Below are 19081 nucleotides of genomic sequence, written 5' to 3'. Positions count from 1 at the left end.
CGTACGGGGTGGGGGTCAGCAGAGCGGCACGGTGCCGCCGTAGACCGCCGAGACGTACGCGTGGCTGACGTACTGGCCGCTGGCGAGGCGGTTCCACCGGTTGGTGGTCCGGTACGGGCCGGCGACGGTCTGCCCGGTCACGTAGCACTGGATCGGCACGTTGGCGTACCGGGCGGCCAGGCCGCGCACCGCGTAGCCCGTACCGGCGCCGGTGCGGATGTTGAGTGGGCCGTCGCCCACCACGCCGCGCGGGCCGCTGCCGGTCCACAGGTACGCGACGTCCACCCAGGCGTTCGTGGTCAGCTGCAACCCGTCCCAGAAGGTACCGTCGGCGAGGTCGACGCCGGCCGGGTTCAGCACCACCCGGCCGAACTGGTCCCGCCCGCCGTTGTAGCCGGACTGGTAGGCCGCCTGTGCCTGCGGCCGGCCCTGCGGCAGGTCCTTCCAGTTCTCCCGTACGGCGCTGAGGTTCCAGTAGTCGTCGCGGGTGTTCCAGGGGCCGACGTCCCAGACCGGGGCGTACTCGCAGCGGCTGCCGGTGGTGGTGCAGACCCGGACGGTGTAGTCGCCGGTGTTCGCCGGGGACAGGCCGCGCCGCGACGGCAGCGCGACGAAGTGGTCCCGCGTCACGATGGTGTGCCCGTTGGCGGTCACCTCGCCGACCAACCCGATGCGGGTCGCGTACACCCGGTAGGTGAGGCCGGGCGTGGCGGCGGAGACGGCGGCGACGGTGTCGGCGGCGAGCCGCACGGCGCGCACCTCGGCGGTGGCGCCGGGCCGGCCCGCGGTGAGCACCACCCGGGTCTGCACGCGGGTGACCGGCCGGTCGAAGACCGCCCCGCCGGTGGCGTCGCGCCACTCGGTCCAGCCCGCCGCCCGCCACCCCCGCACCTGGGCCTCGGCGGTGCCACCGCCGGCGGTACGGGCGACGACGGTGGCGCTGACCCGGGTGGCGGGCCGGGTCAGGGTGCGCGGCGGCGCGAGGAAGATGCCCTCGGCGACCGCGCCGCGGGGTGAGCGGGCGGGTGCGGGGCGGGAGTCGACCAGGCGGAGCCCCGCGCGGGTGTGCCGGACGTTGACGTCGTCGCCGTCGACGCGGGAGAGGTCGGCGCTCCACCGCTCGCCGGCGTCGGCGAGCGCGGGGCTCGGGGAGGGCAGGAGGGCGAGGGCGAGGATGACGGTCAGAGCGGTGGTACGGGCACGACGTTGGGGCAGAATCATGGGCATTCTCCTCAGAACCCCCTGATCGTGCCCTTGTGGGTAGATCGATAGGAACCTCCATACAAATAGCGACACATGCGAATTCGCCTCGGACGAGGAAGGATGGACGGGTGCCCGAAGGCGACACCGTCTGGAACACCGCCCGTGTGCTGCACCGCGCCCTGGCCGGCGCCCGCCTGACCGGCAGCGACTTCCGGGTGCCGCAGCTCGCCGCCACCGACCTCACCGGCTGGACCGTGCGGGAGTCGGCCAGCCGGGGCAAGCACCTGCTGCTCCGTCTCACCGCCCCACCGGAGGCCACGCCCCCGCCCACCGGGGCGACCTCCTCGACGGGCGCGGGCCCGACCGCGGGCGACGACGCCGGTGCGCGCTGGACGCTGCACTCGCACCTGCGCATGGACGGCGCCTGGCGGGCGTACGCGCCGGGGGAACGGTGGACGGCCCGGCCGGCGCACCTGATCCGGGTGGTGCTGCGCAGCGAGCGGGCCGTCGCCGTCGGCTACCACCTGCACGACCTGGCGCTGCTGCCGACCGCCGAGGAGGAGTCCCTCGTCGGGCACCTCGGCCCCGACCTGCTCGGCGCGGACTGGGACCCGGCGGAGGCCGTACGCCGGTTGGCCGCCCACCCGGACGCCACCATCTCGGAGGCGCTGCTGGACCAGCGCAACCTGGCCGGCGTCGGCAACCTCTACAAGTGCGAGGTGCTCTTCCTGCGCGGCGTCTCGCCCTGGACCCCGGTACGCGCGGTGCCGGACCTCGCGGGCACCGTGGCGCTGGCACGGAAGCTGCTCGCGGCCAACCGGGGCCGCTGGACGCAGAGCACCACCGGGTCGCTGCACCGGGGGCAGACCAGCTACGTCTACGGCCGGCGTGCCCAGCCCTGCCGCCGGTGCGGCACGGCGATCCGCAAGGACGAGCTGGGCGAGCGGGTCACCTACTGGTGCCCGGTCTGCCAACCCGAACGCCAGGCGGACTGACGCCCGGGTCGGCGTGTCGGGCGGGACACTCCGGCGCTGCGGCGGCGAGTCGCATCCCCGCCACAGAAACGGACGATTGGGTACTTCCTAACCCCGCCGTCGAGGTCGCATGCTGCGGTTGACTCCTCACGCATCGTCAGCGACGCGCGACCGGGTCCGCCACGTCGCGGTGGCGGCCGCCGCGCCCGACACCGGGGAGAGCCATGGAGCTGTTCCGCAGACTCCGCGTCCCGTGGGCGCAGCGGGTGCCGGCCCGTCCCGACGACGGGGCCGGGGCGGGTCCCGTCCCGGCGACCCGGCGCGCGCCGGAGCCGCTCGTCGCGCCGGCCAGCCTCGATCCGGCCGCCGTCCCGCGTTACTTCGGCCCGGTGCCGAACCACGCGCGCAGCCCGCTGCCGGTCGTCGACACCGACGGCTCCGTGGTGCCCGGCACCGGCATCCGCAAGTTCGTCGACGCGCTACCGCGCCTCGGCGCGCCCGGCCGCACCGAGCTGGGCGCCCGCCTGCCGGTGGCGGTGCCCGACACCGTCAGCTACCCGGGGTGCGACTACTACGAGATCGGCCTGGAGCAGTACGCGCAGCGGCTGCACCGGGACCTGCCGGCGACCCGGCTGCGCGGCTACCGGCAGCTCAACCTCGGCACGGACGCCCACGGGCACAACACGGTCGTGCCGGCGGGGCGGCCCTGGCACCTGGGTCCGTTCATCCTGGCCCGGCGGGGCCGGCCGGTCCGGGTCAAGTTCATCAACCAGCTGCCCACCGGCCGCTCCGGCGAGCTCTTCCTGCCGGTCGACGCGACCGTCGACGGCGCCGGGGCCGGCCCGCTCGACGGCCCGGCGCCCTACCCGCAGAACCGCGCGGTGCTGCGGCTGGCGGGCGCGCACACCGGCTGGACCAGCGCCGGCAACCCCTGGCAGTGGGTCACCCCGGCCGGTGAGATCACCCCGTACCCGACGGGGCCCGGCCTGACCCACGTGCCCGACATGCCGCCGCCCGGCGCGGGCGCCACCACGCTCTACTACCCGAACGAGCAGAGCGGGCGGCTGTGCTGGTTCCACGACAACACCGTGGGCCTGGCCCGGCTCACCGTCTACTCCGGGCAGCTCGCGCTCTACCTGCTCACGGACCCGGCCGAGGAGCGTCTCGTCGCCGACGGGGTGCTCCCCGCCGACCAGTTGCCCCTGGTGTTCGAGGACAAGACCTTCGTGCCGGAGGACGCCCAACTCGCCGCGGAGGACCCCACGTGGGACCGGGACCGCTGGGGCTCCCGGGGCAGCCTCTGGCACCCGCACGTCTACCAGCCCCGGCAGAACCCGCACCGCGCCGACGGGGCGAACCCGACCGGCCGGTGGGACTACGGCCCCTGGTCGCGTACCGCCGACGACACCGGGCAGCGGGACCAGCCGGCCACGTTCCACCCGACGGGCCCGGTGCCGAACCCGCACCACGATCCCGTCGCCGAACCCGACGAGCCGCCGCTGGCGCCCGGCGTACCGCACCCGTCGGCGGTGCCCGACGCGTTCGGCGACACCGTGCTGGTCAACGGGATCGCGTACCCGTACCTGGAGGTCGAGCCGAGGACGTACCGGTTCCGGATCCTCAACGCCTGCCTGGACCGCGCCCTGAACCTCCAGCTCTACCGGGCCCGCTCGGACGGGCCGATGTGGGACGCGGACGGCGCGCTGGCCGACGCCGACGCCGGTGAGGTGCCGATGGTGGAGGCGGCACGCGCGCCGGACCGGCCGGCCGGCTGGCCGACGGACGGGCGCGAGGGCGGGGTCCCGGACCCGCGCGCCGCCGGCCCACGCCTCGTCCAGATCGGCAACGAGTGCGGCCTGCTCCCCGCGCCGGTGCCGGTGCCGAACCAGCCGGTCGGCTACCGGTACGACCGGCGCGACCCGACCGTGCTCAACGTCGACGCGCACGCGCTGCTGCTCGCCCCGGGGGAGGTCGCCGACGTGCTGGTCGACTTCTCCGCCGTCGCGCCCGGCGGCACGCTGATCCTCTACAACGACTGCCCCGCCCCGCTGCCCGGCTTCGACCCGCGCGCCGACCACTTCACCGGTGGCCCGGACCGCACCGCCGAGGGCGGGGCACCGCCGACCCGCCCCGGGTACGGGCCGAACACCCGCACCCTGCTCCAGTTCCGGGTGGCGGGGACCCCGGCGCCGCCGTACGACCTGGCCCGGCTGCGCGAGCGCCTGCCCGCCGCGTACGCGGCCAGCCAGCGGCCGCCGATCGTGCCGCAGCCGGCGTACGACGCCGCGTTCGGCACCCGGACGGCGCGCGACACGGTGGTGCCGGTGCACGCCGCGACGGTCAGCTTCGTCCCGGCCGGCGCCGCCGCCCCGGTGCTCCTGCCGATCGAGGTCAAGTCGGTGCAGCAGGTCTTCGAGCCGGAGCACGGCCGGCTCGTCGGCCGGCTCGGCGTCGGGCACCCGCACGCCGGACCGCTCTCCCCCACCGTCCTGCCGCTCGGGCCGAGCGATCCGGCCACCGAGGTGCTGCACGTCAGCGACCCGGCCGTCGCGGTGGGTGGGCCCGCCGACGGCACCCAGCTCTGGCGGATCCGCGGCAACAGTCGGCAGACCCAGCCCGTGCGGTTCACCGGCTGCGACGTGCAGGTGATCGGCCGGGTCGGCTGGGACGGCGCCACCCGGGCGCCGCATCCGGCGGAGCGGGGCTGGAAGCAGGTCGTCCGGGTCGACCCGCGCGAGGACGTGATCGTCGCGCTCCGGCCGCTCGCGCCACCCCTGCCCTTCAAGGTCGGCGACAGCGTACGGCTGCTCGACCCGCTCCGGCCGGCGGGCGCCCGGACGGGCTCGACCCCGGTCAGCCCGGTGGACGGGCGGCCCGCGCTGGTCGTGAACCAGCTCGTCAACCTGGGCTGGGAGTACCACTGGCACAGCCAGCTCGGCGGCCACCGGGACCAGGGCATGATCCGGCCACTGGTGGTGCGGATGTCGCCCCGGGCACCGACGGGGCTGACCGCGACCCCGGCCCCCGGCTCGGCCACCGCGCTGCCGGCGATCGCGCTGACCTGGACGGGCAACGGCAGTCGTCCCCCGGCCACCAGCCACCTGCTCCAGCGGGCCACGGACGCCGCCTTCACGGACGGGCTCACGTCGATCACCGTGGCTGCCACGGCGACCCGCTACACCGACGCCACCGTCACGCCCGGGGTGACCTACCACTACCGCATCCGGGCGGAGAACGCGGTGAGCTGCTCCACGTGGTCCAACAGCGTGCCGGCCTCGGTGCAGCTCGCCGCGCCGGCCGGGCTGACCGCGACGATCCCGCCCGCCGCGCCGCTGCGGATCGCGCTGCGCTGGGCCAACCGTTCCTTCGCCACCGGGATCGACGTGCAGCGGGCCACCAATCCGACGTTCAGCAGCGGGCCGGGCACCACGGCCATCGGGGTCGGCGACAACCACCTCGACGCAGCCGTCGCCCCCGACACCACGTACTACTACCGGGTGCGGACCACCTACCTCGGCGCCGCCTCGGCCTGGTCGACCGTGGCCCGGGCGACCACCCCGCCGGCGCCGGGCCCGCCGACGGGGGTGACCGCCACCGCGACGGCACCCGGACCGGACACGGCGACGGTGATCCTCGGCTGGGCGGCGAGCACCCCGGCCGCGCCGGGCGCGGGGTTCATCGTGCAGCGGGCGCTGGACCCGGCGTTCAGCCGGGAGGTGGCGACCTTCACCGTCACCGGCCGGGGATTCACCAACACCGGACTGGCGCGCGGCGTCACCTACCACTACCGGATCCGGTCGTTCAACGTGGTCGGCGCCTCCCCGTTCACCGGCCCGATCCCAATGACCACGCCGCCGTGACCGGCCCGCGCCGGGTCGTGAGGCGGGGCGGCGTCAGGGGGTGCGGAGCGGGGCGTTGACGGCGCGCAGTTCGGTCAGGGCCGAGGCGACGCCGTGCAGCAGGTCGGTCGCCTCGGTGAGGCGCGAGGCCGCCGGGTGCGCGGCGTCGGGGTGCGCGTCCCCGGCGACGTAGCCGGCGGCGGCCACGACCAGCCGCTCGTACGCGGTGACGCCCTCCTCCAACTGCGCGGTCAGGGCGCGGTGCGCCTCGGCCAGCGGCGGACGGGACTCGGCCGGGGCGAGCCGCAGCGTGCGCTCGACGCTGGCCACCCGATCGGCGAGGTCGCGCAGCGACCGGTCGGCCTCGGCGGCCTCCAGCACGGCCGGCGACGCCAGCCCCGTCAGCCGCCCGGTCATCCCGGCGAGGGTGAGGGCGGCCCGGTCCAGCCGGGCCCACGGCTCGGCGGCGCTGGTGCCGCGCAGCGCCACCCGCGAGCGCACCCGCCGGACCTCGGCGAGCACCCCCGGGCCGACGGGCAGCCGCTCCACGGCGGCGACCAGCTTGGCGCGCGACCGCGCGGCGGCCTCGGCCGGGTCGAGCGGCGGCGGCGCCGGCTGGGCGGCCAGCGCCCGCAGGTCGATCCAGCGCCAGGCGGCGAGCACCAGCGCGCCGCCCGCGCCGGCCGCCCACGCCGCGTCGGGCAGCCCGAGCCCGGCGTACGGGGTCAGCACGGCGGCGGCGCCGCTCAGGCCACCGGCCGTGACGCTCCACCGGCGTGCGGACCCCCGCAACCTGCTCAGGCGCCGGAAGTACCGCGTGCGCTCGTCTGCCACCTCTGCCTCCTCGACCCGGCCGCTCAGCCGGCGGCGGTGGTGTCCCCGGTGCCGCGCTCGCGGCCCATGCTGGCCCGGATCTCGTTCAGCCGGGCGGCGGCCGCCGGGTCGGCGGCCGGCGCGGCGGGCTGGGCCTGCTCCACACCCGGTCGTTCCTGCTTGGCGCCGAGCTGCTCGCCGGCCATGCTCGACCGGATCTGCTCCAGCCGGGAGGAGCCGGCCGAGTCCAGGGTCGACTTCTGGATCTCCAGCATGCGGCCCTCGACGGAGTTGCCGGCCAGCTCGGCGCGGCCCATCGCCGTGGCGTAGCGCTGCTCGATGCGGTCGCGCACCTCGTCGAGCGAGGGCGTGTTGGCGGGAGCGGTCAGCGACGACATCGACTCCAGCGAGCGGGCCACGCTCTCCTGCATCTTGGCCTGCTCCAGCTGGCTGAGCAGCTTGGTGCGCTCGGCGAGCTTCTGCTGGAGGATCATCGAGTTGTTCTCGACCGCCCGGCGGGCCTGGGCGGCGGCGCCGAGCGCCTGGTCGTGCAGGGTCTTGAGGTCCTCCGTGGCCTGCTCGGCCGAGACCAGCTGGGTGGCCAGGGTCTGCGCGGACTGCTCGTAGCGGCCGGCCTCGGTCTCGTCACCCCGGGCGCGGGCCTGGTCGGCGAGGACCAGGGCCTGGCGGGCGTTGGCCTGCAGCCGCTCGACCTCGGACATCTGACGGGACAGCTTCATCTCCAGCTGCCGCTGGTTGCCGATCACGGCGGCGGCCTGCTGCACCAGCGCCTGGTGCTGGCGCTGAGCCTCCTCGATGGCCTGCTGGATCTGCACCTTCGGATCGGCGTGCTCGTCGATCCTGGCGCCGAAGAGCGCCATCAGGTACTTCCACCCCTTGACGAACGGGTTCGCCATCTTTGCGTTGTCCCCTCAGTAGCGTCGCTCCGCCTCGACCGCGCCGGATGCTCCCGGCCGGCTCCGGCGCGGCAGTGGCTCCATCGTCCCAGCCGGGCGCCACCCGGGCACCCGTACCGGCGAGCGAAGCGAGCGCCGACGCCGTCCGCGATCAAGGGTACGCGGCCCCGTCGAGGCCGACCACGTGGCGCGAGAGCGGAAGGTGGATCAGGCGGCGCAGACCACGTCGCGCTCGCTGCCCCGGACCCGGGAGCTGCGCAGGGTGGCCTTGAGCGGGGAGTCCTGACGGACCTGGACGGCGACCGTGCCGTCCGAGCTGACCTGGTGCACGCCTCGACCCGTGCTCCTGCGCACCGCGACGGGGGCGGCGGGCACGGCCGGCTCGTCCTGCACCGGCACCAGCACGCCGGGCATCTGCTCGGCGAGGGCGACCGTGTCGCTGACCTCGCGCAGCAGCTCCGACAGGCGCGCGCCGAGCGCGTCGCAGATCGCCGCCAGCAGCTCGCTGGAGGGTTCCTTCTGGCCGCGTTCGATCTCGGAGAGGTAGCCGAGGCTGACGTTGGCGGCGGAGGAGACCTCCCGCAGGGTGCGGTGCTGCCCCTGCCGGCGCGCCCGCAGTGCGTCACCGATCACGCGGCGTAGCAGGACCATTCGCACCTCCCCCTGAGGGACACCACTCTTTCACGCGGCCCGTCCGGTGCGTCGAGCCGCACCGGTCGCCGGAGCCTTCCCGCAACCGTACCCGTTGCGGGCCCTCACGACATCCCACCCCGCCCCTCGGATCCGGGGAGAACCGTCACCGGCGACCCGCACCGGCCGCATCGGTCCGCCCGCCGTCGGCCCCGGCCGCCCGGGTGTCGGACTCCGCCGGCCCGGCGGCGTCGGCCTCGTGGATCCGCCCGGCGAGCAGCCGCAACGCCTCGACGACCGCGGCCGAGCGGATGTGGTCGCGACCGCCGGCCAGGTCGAGCTGCCGGACCTCGGTGCCGGACGGCCCGGCCACGGCGACGTAGACCAGCCCGACCGGCTTGCCGTCCTGCGGTTCGGGACCGGCCACCCCGGTGGTCGCCATGCCCCAGTCGGCCCCGCAGCGTCGCCGTCCGCCCTCCGCGAGGGCCACCGCCACGTCCGGGTCGACCGGCCCCCGGGCGGCCAGCAGCTCCTCCGGTACGTCGGCGAGCAGCGACTTGAGCTCGGTGGCGTAGACCACCAGGCCGCCCCGGTAGATCCCGCTCACCCCGGCGATCTCGACGATCGAGGCGGCCAGCAGCCCGCCCGTGAGCGACTCGACGGTGGCGAGGGTCTCGTGCCGCTCCGAGAGGCTGTGCACCACCCCGGCCGCCGGGCTCCCGACCGGCCGTGCTCCGTCCGCGTCACTGTCCATGTCCCGGATCCTTTCCCCGCCCCGCTGGCCCTACTCATCCTTCCCGACGGGCGCGGGGCCGGGCGGGAGAGGGGCGGGGCAGGGCAGGGCCGGGCACCGGGTCAGGTGGTGGTGCGGCGGAGCCGGAGGGCCTGGGCGACGTAGTCGAAGCCGGTGACCACCGTGACGCCGACGGCGGCGGCCATGATCCACGGGCCGACGGCGGCGAGCACGGCCGGCATCGGCCACAGGTACCACGTGATGGCCAGGATCTGGAGCGCCGTCTTGGCCTTGCCGCCCCGGCTGGCCGCGATCACGCCGTGCCGGATCACCCAGAAGCGCAGCGCGGTGATGCCCAGCTCGCGGGCGAGGATCACGGCGGTCACCCACCAGGGCAGCTGGTCGTACCAGGAGAGCAGCAGCAGCGCCGCACCGGTGAGCGCCTTGTCGGCGATCGGGTCGGCGACCTTGCCCACCGAGGTGACCAGGGCGAACCGGCGGGCGATCCAGCCGTCCACGAGGTCGGTCGCCGAGGCGACGGCGAAGATCAGGCAGGCGACCATCCGCCAGCCGGCGTGGGTCATCGCCGAGGCGACCACGGACGCCGCGAAGACCGGCACCAGGACCAGCCGCAGCGCGGTGAGCGCGTTGGCCGCGTTCATCACCGGTACGCCGGCCACCACCGGCGCCGGCGTCGAGTCCGTCGCCCCGGTCACCGCCGCGCCCCGCTCCGGCGGTCGTGGCGTACCTGGCACCCCACCACGTGGCTCCCCCGCTCCGTCCGGGCCCGCCGTCACCGTGTTGCGCCGGGCGCCGCCGAGATCATCTCATCCGGGACCGCCACCAGGTCCACTCCCTCGGTGCTGGTCACCGTCGCCCGCACCAGGTCACCCGGGCGCAGCGCGGCCAGATCCACCCCACCGTCGGCCGGGGCGACGAGGGTGGTCGAGCCGTCGACCTCGGGGGCCTGGTGGGCCGCGCGCCCCTCGACGACGCCGTCGTCGACCGAGTCGACCAGCACCTCGACCGTGGAGCCCAGGCGCTCCTCGGCGCGCTGCGAGCAGAGCTCGTCGGCGAGCGCGCTGAGCCTGTCGTAGCGGCGCTTGACCGTGGCGGCGGAGACCTTGCCGGGCAGGCCGGCGGCCTCGGTGCCGTCCTCGTCGCTGTAGTCGAACACGCCGATCGCGTCGAGTCGCGCCTCGGTCAGGAACCGCACCAGCTCCTGGTAGTCGGCGCGGGTCTCGCCGGGGAAACCGACGATGAAGTTGCTCCGCGCGCCCGCCTCCGGGGCCAGCGCGCGGGCGCTCGCCAGCAGCTCCAGGAACCGGTCGGTGGAGCCGAAACGGCGCATCCGGCGCAGCACCGGCTCGCTCGAGTGCTGGAACGACAGGTCGAAGTAGGGCGCCACGCCGGGCGTGGTGGCGATCGCCTCGACCAGGCCGGGCCGGGTCTCGGCCGGCTGGAGGTAGCTCGCCCGCACCCGGACGATGCCGTCGATCGCGGCGAGCTGGGGCAGCAGCTTCTCCAGCGCCCGGGGGTCGCCCAGGTCCTTGCCGTAGGAGGTGGAGTTCTCGCTGACCAGCACCAGCTCGCGGACGCCGGTCTTGGCCAGCCACTCCGCCTCGGCGAGCAGCTCGTCGGGCGTACGGGAGACGAAGGCGCCGCGGAAGGCGGGGATGGCGCAGAACGCGCAGCGCCGGTCGCAGCCGCTGGCGAGCTTGAGCGAGGCGACCGGGCCGGTGTCGAGCCGGTGGCGCAGCACCTGGCGCAGGTGGGCCGGGGTGTGCTCGTCGGTCTCGGTGACGCCCCGGACCGGGGTGCCGTGACCGGGCAGCGACACCGCGCTGTCGCGCCGCGAGACGGGGGTGAGCGGCAGCAGCTCACGCCGGTCGCGCGGGGTGTGCGCGCCGATCCGCTCGCCGGCGACCACGGCGTCCAGCCGGGCGGCGATGTCCGGGTAGTCGTCGAAGCTCAGCACCGCCTGCGCCTCGGGGAGGCTGTCGGCCAGCTCGCGGCCGTACCGCTCGGCCATGCAGCCGGCGGCGACCACCTTGGCACCGGTGTCGGCGGCGGCCAGCAGCGTCTGGATGGAGTCCTGCTTCGCCTTCTCCACGAACCCGCACGTGTTGACGACCACCACGTCGGCGCCCTCGCCGTCGGTGGTCACCTGCCAGCCGTCGGCGTGCAGCCGGGCGGCCAACTCCTCCGAGTCGACCTCGTTGCGGGCGCAGCCCAGGGTCAGCAGGGCGACCCGACGGCCGTCGGCGGGGGAAGGGGAGGTGGCAGACACCATCCGAGGGTACCGGGCCGGCGGGCGGCGGCCGTCAACGGCGGGCCGCCGCATCGACCGCCTCACACTGCCCCGCCGCGACGGCCGGCTCAGGCCACCGCCGCGCCGACCCGGACCAGCCGGTCGAGCAGGAAGACCTCCGTGCCGGCCAGGCCGGTCGAGCAGAAGACCGAGACCTGGTCCGCGTCGGTCCGGCCGGGAACCGTGCCGGCCAGCACGGCGCCCAGGTCGCGCAACCGCCCGGCGTACGCAGGCAGCGCCGCCAGCATCGGCGGGTCGTACGCGGCCGCTTGCGCGGGCGAGTCGGTCACCAGCAGGTCGGCGGCGTCCAGCAGGTCGGCGCCGAACTCGTGCCGGTCGACCTGCTTGAAGCCGACCGCGTTGACGTGGGTGCCGGGGGTCAGGTCGGCGGCGTCGAGCACCGGGGTGACGGCGGTGGTGGCGAGCACCACGACGTCGCGGTCGCGGACGGCGGCGCGGGCCGACCCCACCGCCCGCGCCGGCACGCCCAGTTCGGCGCGGACCCGGGCGGCGAACGCCTCCCGCCGGGCGACGGAGCGGCTGTGCACGGTGACCTCGCGCAGCGGGCGGACGGCGGCGGCGGCCCACACCTGGGTCCACGCCTGCCCGCCCGAGCCGATCACGCCCAGGGTGGCGGCGTCCGGCCGGGCCAGGGCGTCCACGGCCACCCCGCCGAGCCCGCCGGTACGCCGGGAGCCCAGCTCCTCGCCGACCGCCACCGCCCGGACCGCCCCGGTACGCCCGTCGTGCAGCACCACCACCTGCTCGCTCCCCGGGTGCCCGAACGTGTCGTACGAGCGGTAGCCGTACCACTCGCCGGTGAGGTGCCCCGCGGTGAGCACCATCCGTCCCCCGCCCAGCGGCGCGGCGGCCCGGGGCGGGGCCACCAGGCGGCCGGCGTACGCGGCGAGCAGGGCGTCGCGCATCGCGGCCACCGTGGTGGGGGCGTCCAGCGCGGCGGCGACGTCGGAGTCGGCGAAGAGCAGCGGCATGATCCGATACTGCAAGTTGAAGCGAGGTTCACGTCAAGTCGTGGTGGCCCGGCTCACCCGGGCCGTCGGCCGGCCGGTGCTAACGTCGGCCGTGGCGGCCACGGTCGCCCCGGACGAGTGGTGGGCGTACCCGGTCAGGCCAAGACGCCCCGCGTGTGTTACCCGACCCACTCGTCCCGGCCCGACGGTCCGGGCGCCGACGCAGAGGTGATTCCCATGGCCTGGATCGTGCTGGTGATCTCCGGACTTCTCGAGACCGCGTGGGCGATCGCCCTCGACCGCAGCGCCGGCTTCACGCGGCTCGTCCCGTCGCTGGTCTTCGGGGTGACCCTGGTGCTCAGCATGGCCGGGTTGGCGTACGCGCTGCGCGAGATCCCGGTCGGCACCGGCTACGTCGTGTGGGTCGGCATCGGGGCGGTCGGCACCGCCCTGGTCGGCATGCTGGCGCTGAACGAGCCGGCCAGCCTGCCCCGGATCGCCTGCCTGCTGCTGGTGGTCGCCGGCGTCGTCGGCCTGAAGATCTTCCACTGACCGGCGTCCCCGGACCAGGCGTGGCGGACGACCACAGTGGGTAGAGCTGTGCCTGGCACCGAAAGGCTCTCACCCACGGAGGCAGACATGGCCAACATGCACTCGACCGCCCGCCCGCGCACCAACGCCGCCCGCATCTGCACGATCCTGGCCTTCGTGTTCGCGGTCCTCGCGCTCCTGCTCAGCCCACTCATCTTCGGCGTGATCGGGCTGGTCCTGGGCATCGTCGGAGCCGTGCTGGGCGACAAGCCGCTCGGCTGGTACGCCGCCGCCGCCAACGTGGTCGCCATCATCCTCAGCCTGCTGATCGTCAGCGCGATCATCAACAACTGACCCCCGCTCCCCCGGGCGAAGACCGGGCCCGCCGGCGTGCCGGCGGGCCCGTCGCCTGTGCGCCCTGCCGGGCGGCTGCCGGCGCGGCCCCGCCTGGCGACGATCGGGAACGGCCCCCACGCCGTCAGCGGCCGGCCGGCCGGCCTACTCCTCGCCGCCGCGCAGGCCGGCCAGGACCTCCTCCAACTCGTCCGGCTTGACCAGCACGTCACGGGCCTTGGAGCCCTCCGACGGGCCGACGACGCCCCGGGTCTCCATGAGGTCCATCAGCCGCCCCGCCTTGGCGAAGCCGACCCGCAGCTTGCGCTGGAGCATCGAGGTCGAGCCGAACTGCGAGGTGACGACCAGCTCGACCGCCTGCACCAGCAGGTCGAGGTCGTCGCCGATCTCCTCGTCGACCTTCTTCTTGCCCGTGTCGGGCGCGGCGAGCACGTCGGGGCGGAACTCCGGCTCGCGCTGGTCCTTGCAGAACTTCACCACGTCGGCGATCTCGCGCTCGGTCACCCAGGCGCCCTGGATGCGGATCGGCTTCGAGGCGCCCATCGGCAGGAACAGGCCGTCGCCGCGGCCCAGCAGCTTCTCCGCGCCCGGCTGGTCGAGGATGACCCGCGAGTCGGCGAGCGAGGAGGTGGCGAACGCCAGCCGCGACGGCACGTTCGCCTTGATCAGGCCGGTGACCACGTCGACCGACGGGCGCTGGGTGGCCAGCACCAGGTGGATGCCGGCCGCGCGGGCGAGCTGGGTGATCCGGACGACCGAGTCCTCCACGTCGCGGGGGGCGACCATCATCAGATCCGCCAGCTCGTCCACGATCACCAGCAGGTACGGGTACGGGCGCATCTCCCGCTCGCTGCCCGGCGGCGCCTTGATCTCGCCGTTGCGGACCTTGCGGTTGAAGTCGTCGATGTGCCGGACCCCGTTGGCGGCGAGGTCGTCGTAGCGCATGTCCATCTCGCGCACGACCCACTCCAGCGAGTCCGCCGCCTTCTTGGCGTTGGTCACGATGGGGGTGACCAGGTGCGGGATGCCCTCGTAGCCGGTCATCTCGACCCGCTTCGGGTCGATCAGCAGCAGCCGCACCTCGTCCGGCGTGGCCCGGGTGAGGATGGACACCAGCAGCGAGTTCAGGCAGGACGACTTGCCCGCACCCGTCGCGCCGGCGATCAGGATGTGCGGCATCTTGGCGAGGTTGGCCACCACGTAGCCGCCCTCGATGTCCTTGCCGAGCGCCACCACCATCGGGTGGTGGTCGCTGGTGGCGGCCCGCGAGCGCAGCACGTCGCCGAGCGCCACGTTCTCCGGGTCGGTGTTCGGGATCTCCACCCCGACCGCGCTCTTGCCCGGGATCGGGCTGAGGATCCGCACGTCGGGCGACTTCACCGCGTACGCGATGTTGCGGGAGAGCTGGGTGATGCGCTCGACCTTGACGCCCGGGCCGAGCTCCACCTCGTAGCGGGTGACGGTCGGTCCGCGGGTGAAGCCGGTGACGGCGGCGTCCACACCGAACTGATCGAAGACGCCGGTGAGCGCGACGATGACCTCGTCGTTGGCCTTGCTCCGGGACTTCGGGGCCGCGCCGCTGCCGAGCATGTTGGCCGGCGGCAGCGTGTAGTCGCCCGACAGCCCGGTCAGCGCGAGCTGCTCGGCGCGGGTCGGGGCGGGCGAGTGCTCCGGCGGCTCGGCCGGCTTGCGGGTGGCCGGGACCCGGCCCGGGGGCTTGCGGGGCAGCACCAGGGTCTCCTGGAGGTCCACCCCGTCGAGGTCCTCGTCGAACTCCGCCGGGTCGAGCGGCGGCGGGGCGGCCCGCTTCGCCGGACGCTTACGGCGCGCGGGCCTGGCGGGCGCCTCGTCGGCCTCCTCCGAACCGACCGGCGGGGCGATCCGGGTGCCGAACAGCAGGCCGAGCCGCTCGGGGACCTTGTTGATGGGGGTCGCGGTGACCACCAGCAGGCCGAAGACCAGCAGCAGGATCAGCAGCGGCACGGCCACCCAGGCGGTGACCGCCCGCTCCATGAGGCTGCCGACGCCGGCGCCGACGAGGCCGCCGGCGAAGTCGCGCTGGCCCGCGTCGGCCGGCTCCTGTCCGATGTGCAGCATCGCGGCGGTGGCGACCAGCATGGACGTCCAGCCGACCAGCCCCCGGCCGCGGTGCTCGGGATCGACGGGCTCGCGCATCAGCCGCCAGGCGCCGATCATCAGCAGCACCGGCACCACGACCGAGATCGCCCCGAGGAAGAGCCGGACGGTGTCGGCCAGCCGCGCGCCGACCGGGCCGGCGCCGGAGAACCAGAGGGCGACCGCGCTGAGCAGGGCGAGGCCGAAGACCAGCAGGCCCGCGCCGTCACGACGCTGCTCCGGGTCGAGCCCCCGCGCGGAGCCGGCCTGCCGGAACGCCCAGCCGACGCCGTGCGCCATCCCCATCCACAGCGCGCGGACCGCCTGTCCGACGATCGGACCCGGGCCGGGCCGGGCCGCCGGCCGCCGGCGGGGCGCCGCCCGGCCGGCCTTCTTCGCCGGCTGACGGGCACGACTGTTCGTGGTGCCACGCGGCGACGCGCCGCGCCGCCGACTCGCCTGAGGGGTACGGCCCGCCATAGCATCAACCTAATGGCGTGACCCGGCAGATCGCCGCCTTTCCGGGTCGTGTCCGCGTGTCGCAGCGCGGGCCCCGCCGCGTCACGTGATATCTGCCTCAGAAGGGGTGCCCCCATGGCGTCGCCGGAGACCGAGGACGGCCGGGACGGCCCCCTGACCGGACACCCGGGGGCGCTGGAGCCGCTGACCGGCGAGCTGATCGCCGCCGTGCTGCGCAGCCGGGGATACCACGTCGGGGCCGACGCCGACGGCGACCTCGTCGGCCGCTGGGACGACAGCCTCATCTGGTTCCTGCGCCCCGGCACCGCCGGAGAGCTGCTCCAGGTCCGCACCCTGACCGCGCCGACGTTCCCCATCGAGTACGTGCCGGCGCTGCACGCCTTCTGCAACGCGTGGAACCACGACCGGCTCTGGCCGAAGGCGTTCGTGCACGTCGAGGACGACGGGCGGGCCCGGATCTGCGGCGAGGTCATCACCGACCTGGAGCGCGGCGTCACCGCACACCAGCTCGACCAGCTGCTCGACTGCGGCATCGCCACCGGCTGCCAGCTCGCCACCGAGGTGGCCCGGCTGCCCGGCGGGGTGGTGGCGTGACGGGTCAGGGCGGGGGCGTGGCCGGCCGCGGCCTCGACCCGTTCGGGCTGCCCGGCTGGTGGAGCGGGCTGCGGCGCGGGGGCCGGCGGCCCGACCCCGCGCTGGCCGGCGCTCTCGCCGACGCTTGCGACACCGGAGACGGCGAGGCCCGCAGCACCGAGCTGGAGCGGATCGCCGCGCACGCCGACGCCACGGGCGACGACCGGACGGCGCTCGCGGCCCGGTTCGCGTTGATCGAGGCGTACCTCCTGCACGGGGAGCGGTGGCGGCTGGTCGAGCCGCTGCGCCGCTGCCTCGCCACCGCCGGGCGCCGCCCCGAGCTGCTGGCCGGCGACCAGGCCGAGCTGCTGCGGCGCCACCGGCGCTACGCGGTCGAGGCCCTGCTCGGCTCGCCACGGGTCGGGCTGGACCAGGCCCGGGCCATGTTGGACGATCTCGCCGCGTGTGCCGCCGACGACCCGGCGGTCCTCGCCGAGCTGCGCTGCCGCATCGCCGACCACCTCGGCGACGAGCCGACCGCCCGGCGGTGCTACGAACGCTGGGCGGCGGAGGATCCGGGCCCGGTCGGCGGCTGCCCGGACTGCGCGGCGGCCCGGCGGGCGGAACTGCTCGCCGGATGGGGCGACCATCCGGCCGCGCTCGCCGCCCTGGGGGACGTCGCCGACGGCGCGGACGGCTGCACCGAGCAGCCGGAGCGGGCGCTGGCCGCCGGGATGCTGTCCTGGCTGCGGGCCGGCCAGCCGGAGCGGGCGGCCGAGGCGCACGTACGGGCGTACCGGCGGCACCGGCGGGAGCGGGCCGCCTTCCCGCTGCTCGCCGCGCACCTGCGGTGGTGCGCGCTGGCCGGGCACCCCGCCCGGGGGCTCGACGTCCTCGCCGAGCAGTTGCCCCGGCTGGACCGGCCGCACGACGACCTGTCGGCGATGGAGTTCGCCGCCGCCGGGGCACTGGTCTGCGCCCGCGCCGTGCAGGCGGGGCTCGGCGGCCGGACGGTGCACCGCCCGGCGTACGGGGTGCGGCCGGCTGCCGACCTGGACGTGGCCACGCTGGGCGCGACCCTGCTCGGGGTGGCCACCGCGCTGGCCGGCAGCTTCGACGCCCGCAACGGCACCGGCCACCAGTCCGGCCGGATCGCGTCCTGGCTGGCCGAGCGGCCGGCCGCCGCGCCGGTGCCCCTGCCGCCCGACGACGACCCCGACGACGTCGACGAGCCGGGCGAGGAGGCCCCGCCGCCGGACGACGAACCCCGCCCGCTGAGCGTGGCGATGATCACCGCCGCCCTCGACCGACGCGGGGACCGCTACGAAGTGGACGATCGCGGTGCCGTGACGGGCCGGTGGGGCGAGGCGCTGATCCAGTTCCGGCGCGGCGGCGAGCGGGGCGAGGTCCTCCAGGCCCGGTCCGTGGCGAGCCGCCGGCTGCCGGCCGACCGGCTCACGGAGGCGTACGCCTTCTGCAACGCCTGGAACCACGACCGGCTGCTGCCGAAGGCGTACGTGCACGAGCAGGACGGCGAGCTGATGCTGGCCGGCCACGTCGCCACCGACCTGGCGCACGGGGTGGCCCCCGCCCAGCTCGCGGTCCTGCTCGACGCGGCCGTGCAGACCTGCGTCGCGTACGCCGACGCGGTGGCCGCCCTGCCCTGACCGGCCGGCGGCCCACGGGTGGTGTCCGAAACCCGCCGGACGATCTCCTCGCGCCCTGGTGGACTGGTGCCCATGACGACGACGCACCAGCAGCACGCCGCCCAGCTCCTGCACTCCCTGCACCGCCCGGGCACACCGCTCGTCCTGCCCAACGCCTGGGACGTGGCCAGCGCCCGGATCGTGGCCGACTGCGGCGCGGCGGCGGTCGCCACGACCAGCGCCGGCGTCGCGTGGAGCCTGGGCGCCCGGGACGGCGACGAACTGGACCGGGAGCACGCCCTGGCGGTGGTGGCCCGCGTCGCCGCCGCCGTCACCGTCCCCGTCACGGCGGACATCGAGAGCGGGTACGCCGCCGACCCGGCCGGGGTGGCCCGCACCGTGGCCGGCGTGCTGGCCGCCGGCGCGGTCGGCGTGAACATCGAGGACGCCCCCGCGGTCGGGACGTCGGCGCTGCGGCCGGTCGACGAGCAGTGCGCCCGGATCCGGGCGGCCCGGGAGGCCGCCGACGAGGCGGGGGTGCGGCTCTTCGTCAACGCCCGCACCGACGTCTACCTGCGGGCGGTGGGCGACCCGGCGGACCGGTTGACGGAGACGCTGCGCCGGGCGCAGGCGTACCGGGCGGCGGGCGCGGACGGGATCTTCGTGCCGGGCGTCGTCGACGCCGAGACCATCGGCGCGCTGGTCGCCGGGATCGACGGGCCGGTCAACGTGCTCACCGGGCCGGGTGGGCTGCCCGTCGCCACGCTGGCCGCGCTGGGGGTGGCCCGGGTCAGCCTCGGCTCGGCCGTCGCCGGGGCCGCGTACGGGCTGGTCCGGCGGGCCGCCGAGGAGGCGCTGCGCTCCGGGTCGTACGACTCGCTGGCCGGCGCGATCAGCTACGGCGAGCTGAACGCGCTGCTGGCCTGACCGGCGGAGGCCGGTCCGGTGCCCCACGACGACGCCCGCCGGCACACGGGGTGCGGGCGGGCGT

General features: G+C 75.7%; 16 protein-coding genes and 1 riboswitch. Of the genes, 7 read left to right on the top strand and 9 right to left on the bottom strand.

Annotated elements, in window-relative coordinates; translation table 11 throughout:
* Positions 1 to 15: 15 nt before the first annotated feature.
* Positions 16 to 1221, bottom strand: coding sequence for a hypothetical protein (locus tag CLT72_RS30315; protein ID WP_101414661.1), 1206 nt, complete (start codon positions 1219 to 1221; stop codon positions 16 to 18).
* A 110-nt stretch (positions 1222 to 1331) separates the two neighbouring features.
* Here CLT72_RS30315 and CLT72_RS30310 point away from each other — a divergent pair, with 110 nt between their 5' ends.
* On the top strand, positions 1332 to 2198 hold the full coding sequence (locus CLT72_RS30310; RefSeq protein ID WP_101414660.1) for a DNA-formamidopyrimidine glycosylase family protein: 867 nt from the start codon (positions 1332 to 1334) through the stop codon (positions 2196 to 2198).
* Between the two features lie 203 nt (positions 2199 to 2401).
* Positions 2402 to 6037, top strand: a complete 3636-nt coding sequence (locus tag CLT72_RS30305; protein WP_101414659.1) for a hypothetical protein — start codon at positions 2402 to 2404, stop codon at positions 6035 to 6037.
* Positions 6038 to 6070: 33 nt separating this feature from the next.
* Here the strand turns inward: CLT72_RS30305 and pspM are convergent, their stop codons facing one another.
* The 7 genes from pspM to CLT72_RS30270 form a co-directional block, all read right to left on the bottom strand.
* Entirely contained in the window at positions 6071 to 6850 is a 780-nt protein-coding gene (gene pspM, locus CLT72_RS30300; RefSeq protein WP_089001459.1) for a phage shock envelope stress response protein PspM, read from the bottom strand.
* A 23-nt stretch (positions 6851 to 6873) separates the two neighbouring features.
* Positions 6874 to 7746: a PspA/IM30 family protein gene (locus CLT72_RS30295; RefSeq protein ID WP_101414658.1), complete on the bottom strand. Its 873-nt coding sequence runs from the start codon at positions 7744 to 7746 to the stop codon at positions 6874 to 6876.
* A gap of 207 nt (positions 7747 to 7953) precedes the next feature.
* Complete coding sequence (locus tag CLT72_RS30290; protein ID WP_089001461.1) at positions 7954 to 8397, bottom strand: helix-turn-helix domain-containing protein; 444 nt, start codon at positions 8395 to 8397, stop codon at positions 7954 to 7956.
* A 145-nt stretch (positions 8398 to 8542) separates the two neighbouring features.
* A complete protein-coding gene (locus CLT72_RS30285) occupies positions 8543 to 9130 on the bottom strand; it encodes a CinA family protein (protein ID WP_101414657.1) in 588 nt (195 codons plus the stop codon).
* A gap of 101 nt (positions 9131 to 9231) precedes the next feature.
* Entirely contained in the window at positions 9232 to 9825 is a 594-nt protein-coding gene (pgsA, locus tag CLT72_RS30280; protein ID WP_199184678.1) for a CDP-diacylglycerol--glycerol-3-phosphate 3-phosphatidyltransferase, read from the bottom strand.
* Between the two features lie 77 nt (positions 9826 to 9902).
* Positions 9903 to 11402 (bottom strand): 30S ribosomal protein S12 methylthiotransferase RimO, encoded by a 1500-nt coding sequence (gene rimO, locus CLT72_RS30275; RefSeq protein ID WP_101414656.1) that lies wholly within the window; start codon positions 11400 to 11402, stop codon positions 9903 to 9905.
* Between the two features lie 86 nt (positions 11403 to 11488).
* Positions 11489 to 12412 carry an ornithine cyclodeaminase family protein gene (locus tag CLT72_RS30270; protein ID WP_101414655.1) on the bottom strand — a complete coding sequence of 308 codons (924 nt, stop codon included), beginning with the start codon at positions 12410 to 12412 and terminating at the stop codon, positions 11489 to 11491.
* 88 nt (positions 12413 to 12500) lie between these two features.
* A riboswitch (guanidine-III (ykkC-III) riboswitch) is annotated at positions 12501 to 12566 on the top strand.
* Between the two features lie 62 nt (positions 12567 to 12628).
* Between CLT72_RS30270 and CLT72_RS30265 the strand changes: the two genes are divergently transcribed.
* Positions 12629 to 12943, top strand: coding sequence for a DMT family transporter (locus tag CLT72_RS30265; RefSeq protein WP_101414654.1), 315 nt, complete (start codon positions 12629 to 12631; stop codon positions 12941 to 12943).
* A gap of 87 nt (positions 12944 to 13030) precedes the next feature.
* Positions 13031 to 13276, top strand: a complete 246-nt coding sequence (locus CLT72_RS30260) for a hypothetical protein (RefSeq protein WP_101414653.1) — start codon at positions 13031 to 13033, stop codon at positions 13274 to 13276.
* A 144-nt stretch (positions 13277 to 13420) separates the two neighbouring features.
* Here the strand turns inward: CLT72_RS30260 and CLT72_RS30255 are convergent, their stop codons facing one another.
* Complete coding sequence (locus CLT72_RS30255; protein ID WP_101414652.1) at positions 13421 to 15871, bottom strand: FtsK/SpoIIIE family DNA translocase; 2451 nt, start codon at positions 15869 to 15871, stop codon at positions 13421 to 13423.
* Positions 15872 to 15985: 114 nt separating this feature from the next.
* Between CLT72_RS30255 and CLT72_RS30250 the strand changes: the two genes are divergently transcribed.
* The 3 genes from CLT72_RS30250 to CLT72_RS30240 all read left to right on the top strand — a co-directional run bounded on the left by CLT72_RS30250 (position 15986) and on the right by CLT72_RS30240 (position 19017).
* Positions 15986 to 16465, top strand: a complete 480-nt coding sequence (locus CLT72_RS30250) for a type III secretion system chaperone family protein (protein WP_101414651.1) — start codon at positions 15986 to 15988, stop codon at positions 16463 to 16465.
* On the top strand, positions 16462 to 18111 hold the full coding sequence (locus CLT72_RS30245; RefSeq protein ID WP_250100708.1) for a YbjN domain-containing protein: 1650 nt from the start codon (positions 16462 to 16464) through the stop codon (positions 18109 to 18111). The genes CLT72_RS30250 and CLT72_RS30245 overlap by 4 nt, the downstream gene beginning before the upstream one ends.
* A 72-nt stretch (positions 18112 to 18183) precedes the next feature.
* On the top strand, positions 18184 to 19017 hold the full coding sequence (locus tag CLT72_RS30240; protein ID WP_101414649.1) for an isocitrate lyase/PEP mutase family protein: 834 nt from the start codon (positions 18184 to 18186) through the stop codon (positions 19015 to 19017).
* Positions 19018 to 19081 lie beyond the last annotated feature (64 nt).

This window comes from Micromonospora sp. CNZ309 (genome assembly GCF_002846525.1).
Note: the sequence above shows the minus strand (reverse complement) of the source record. Positions and strands in the feature narration are given on the sequence as shown.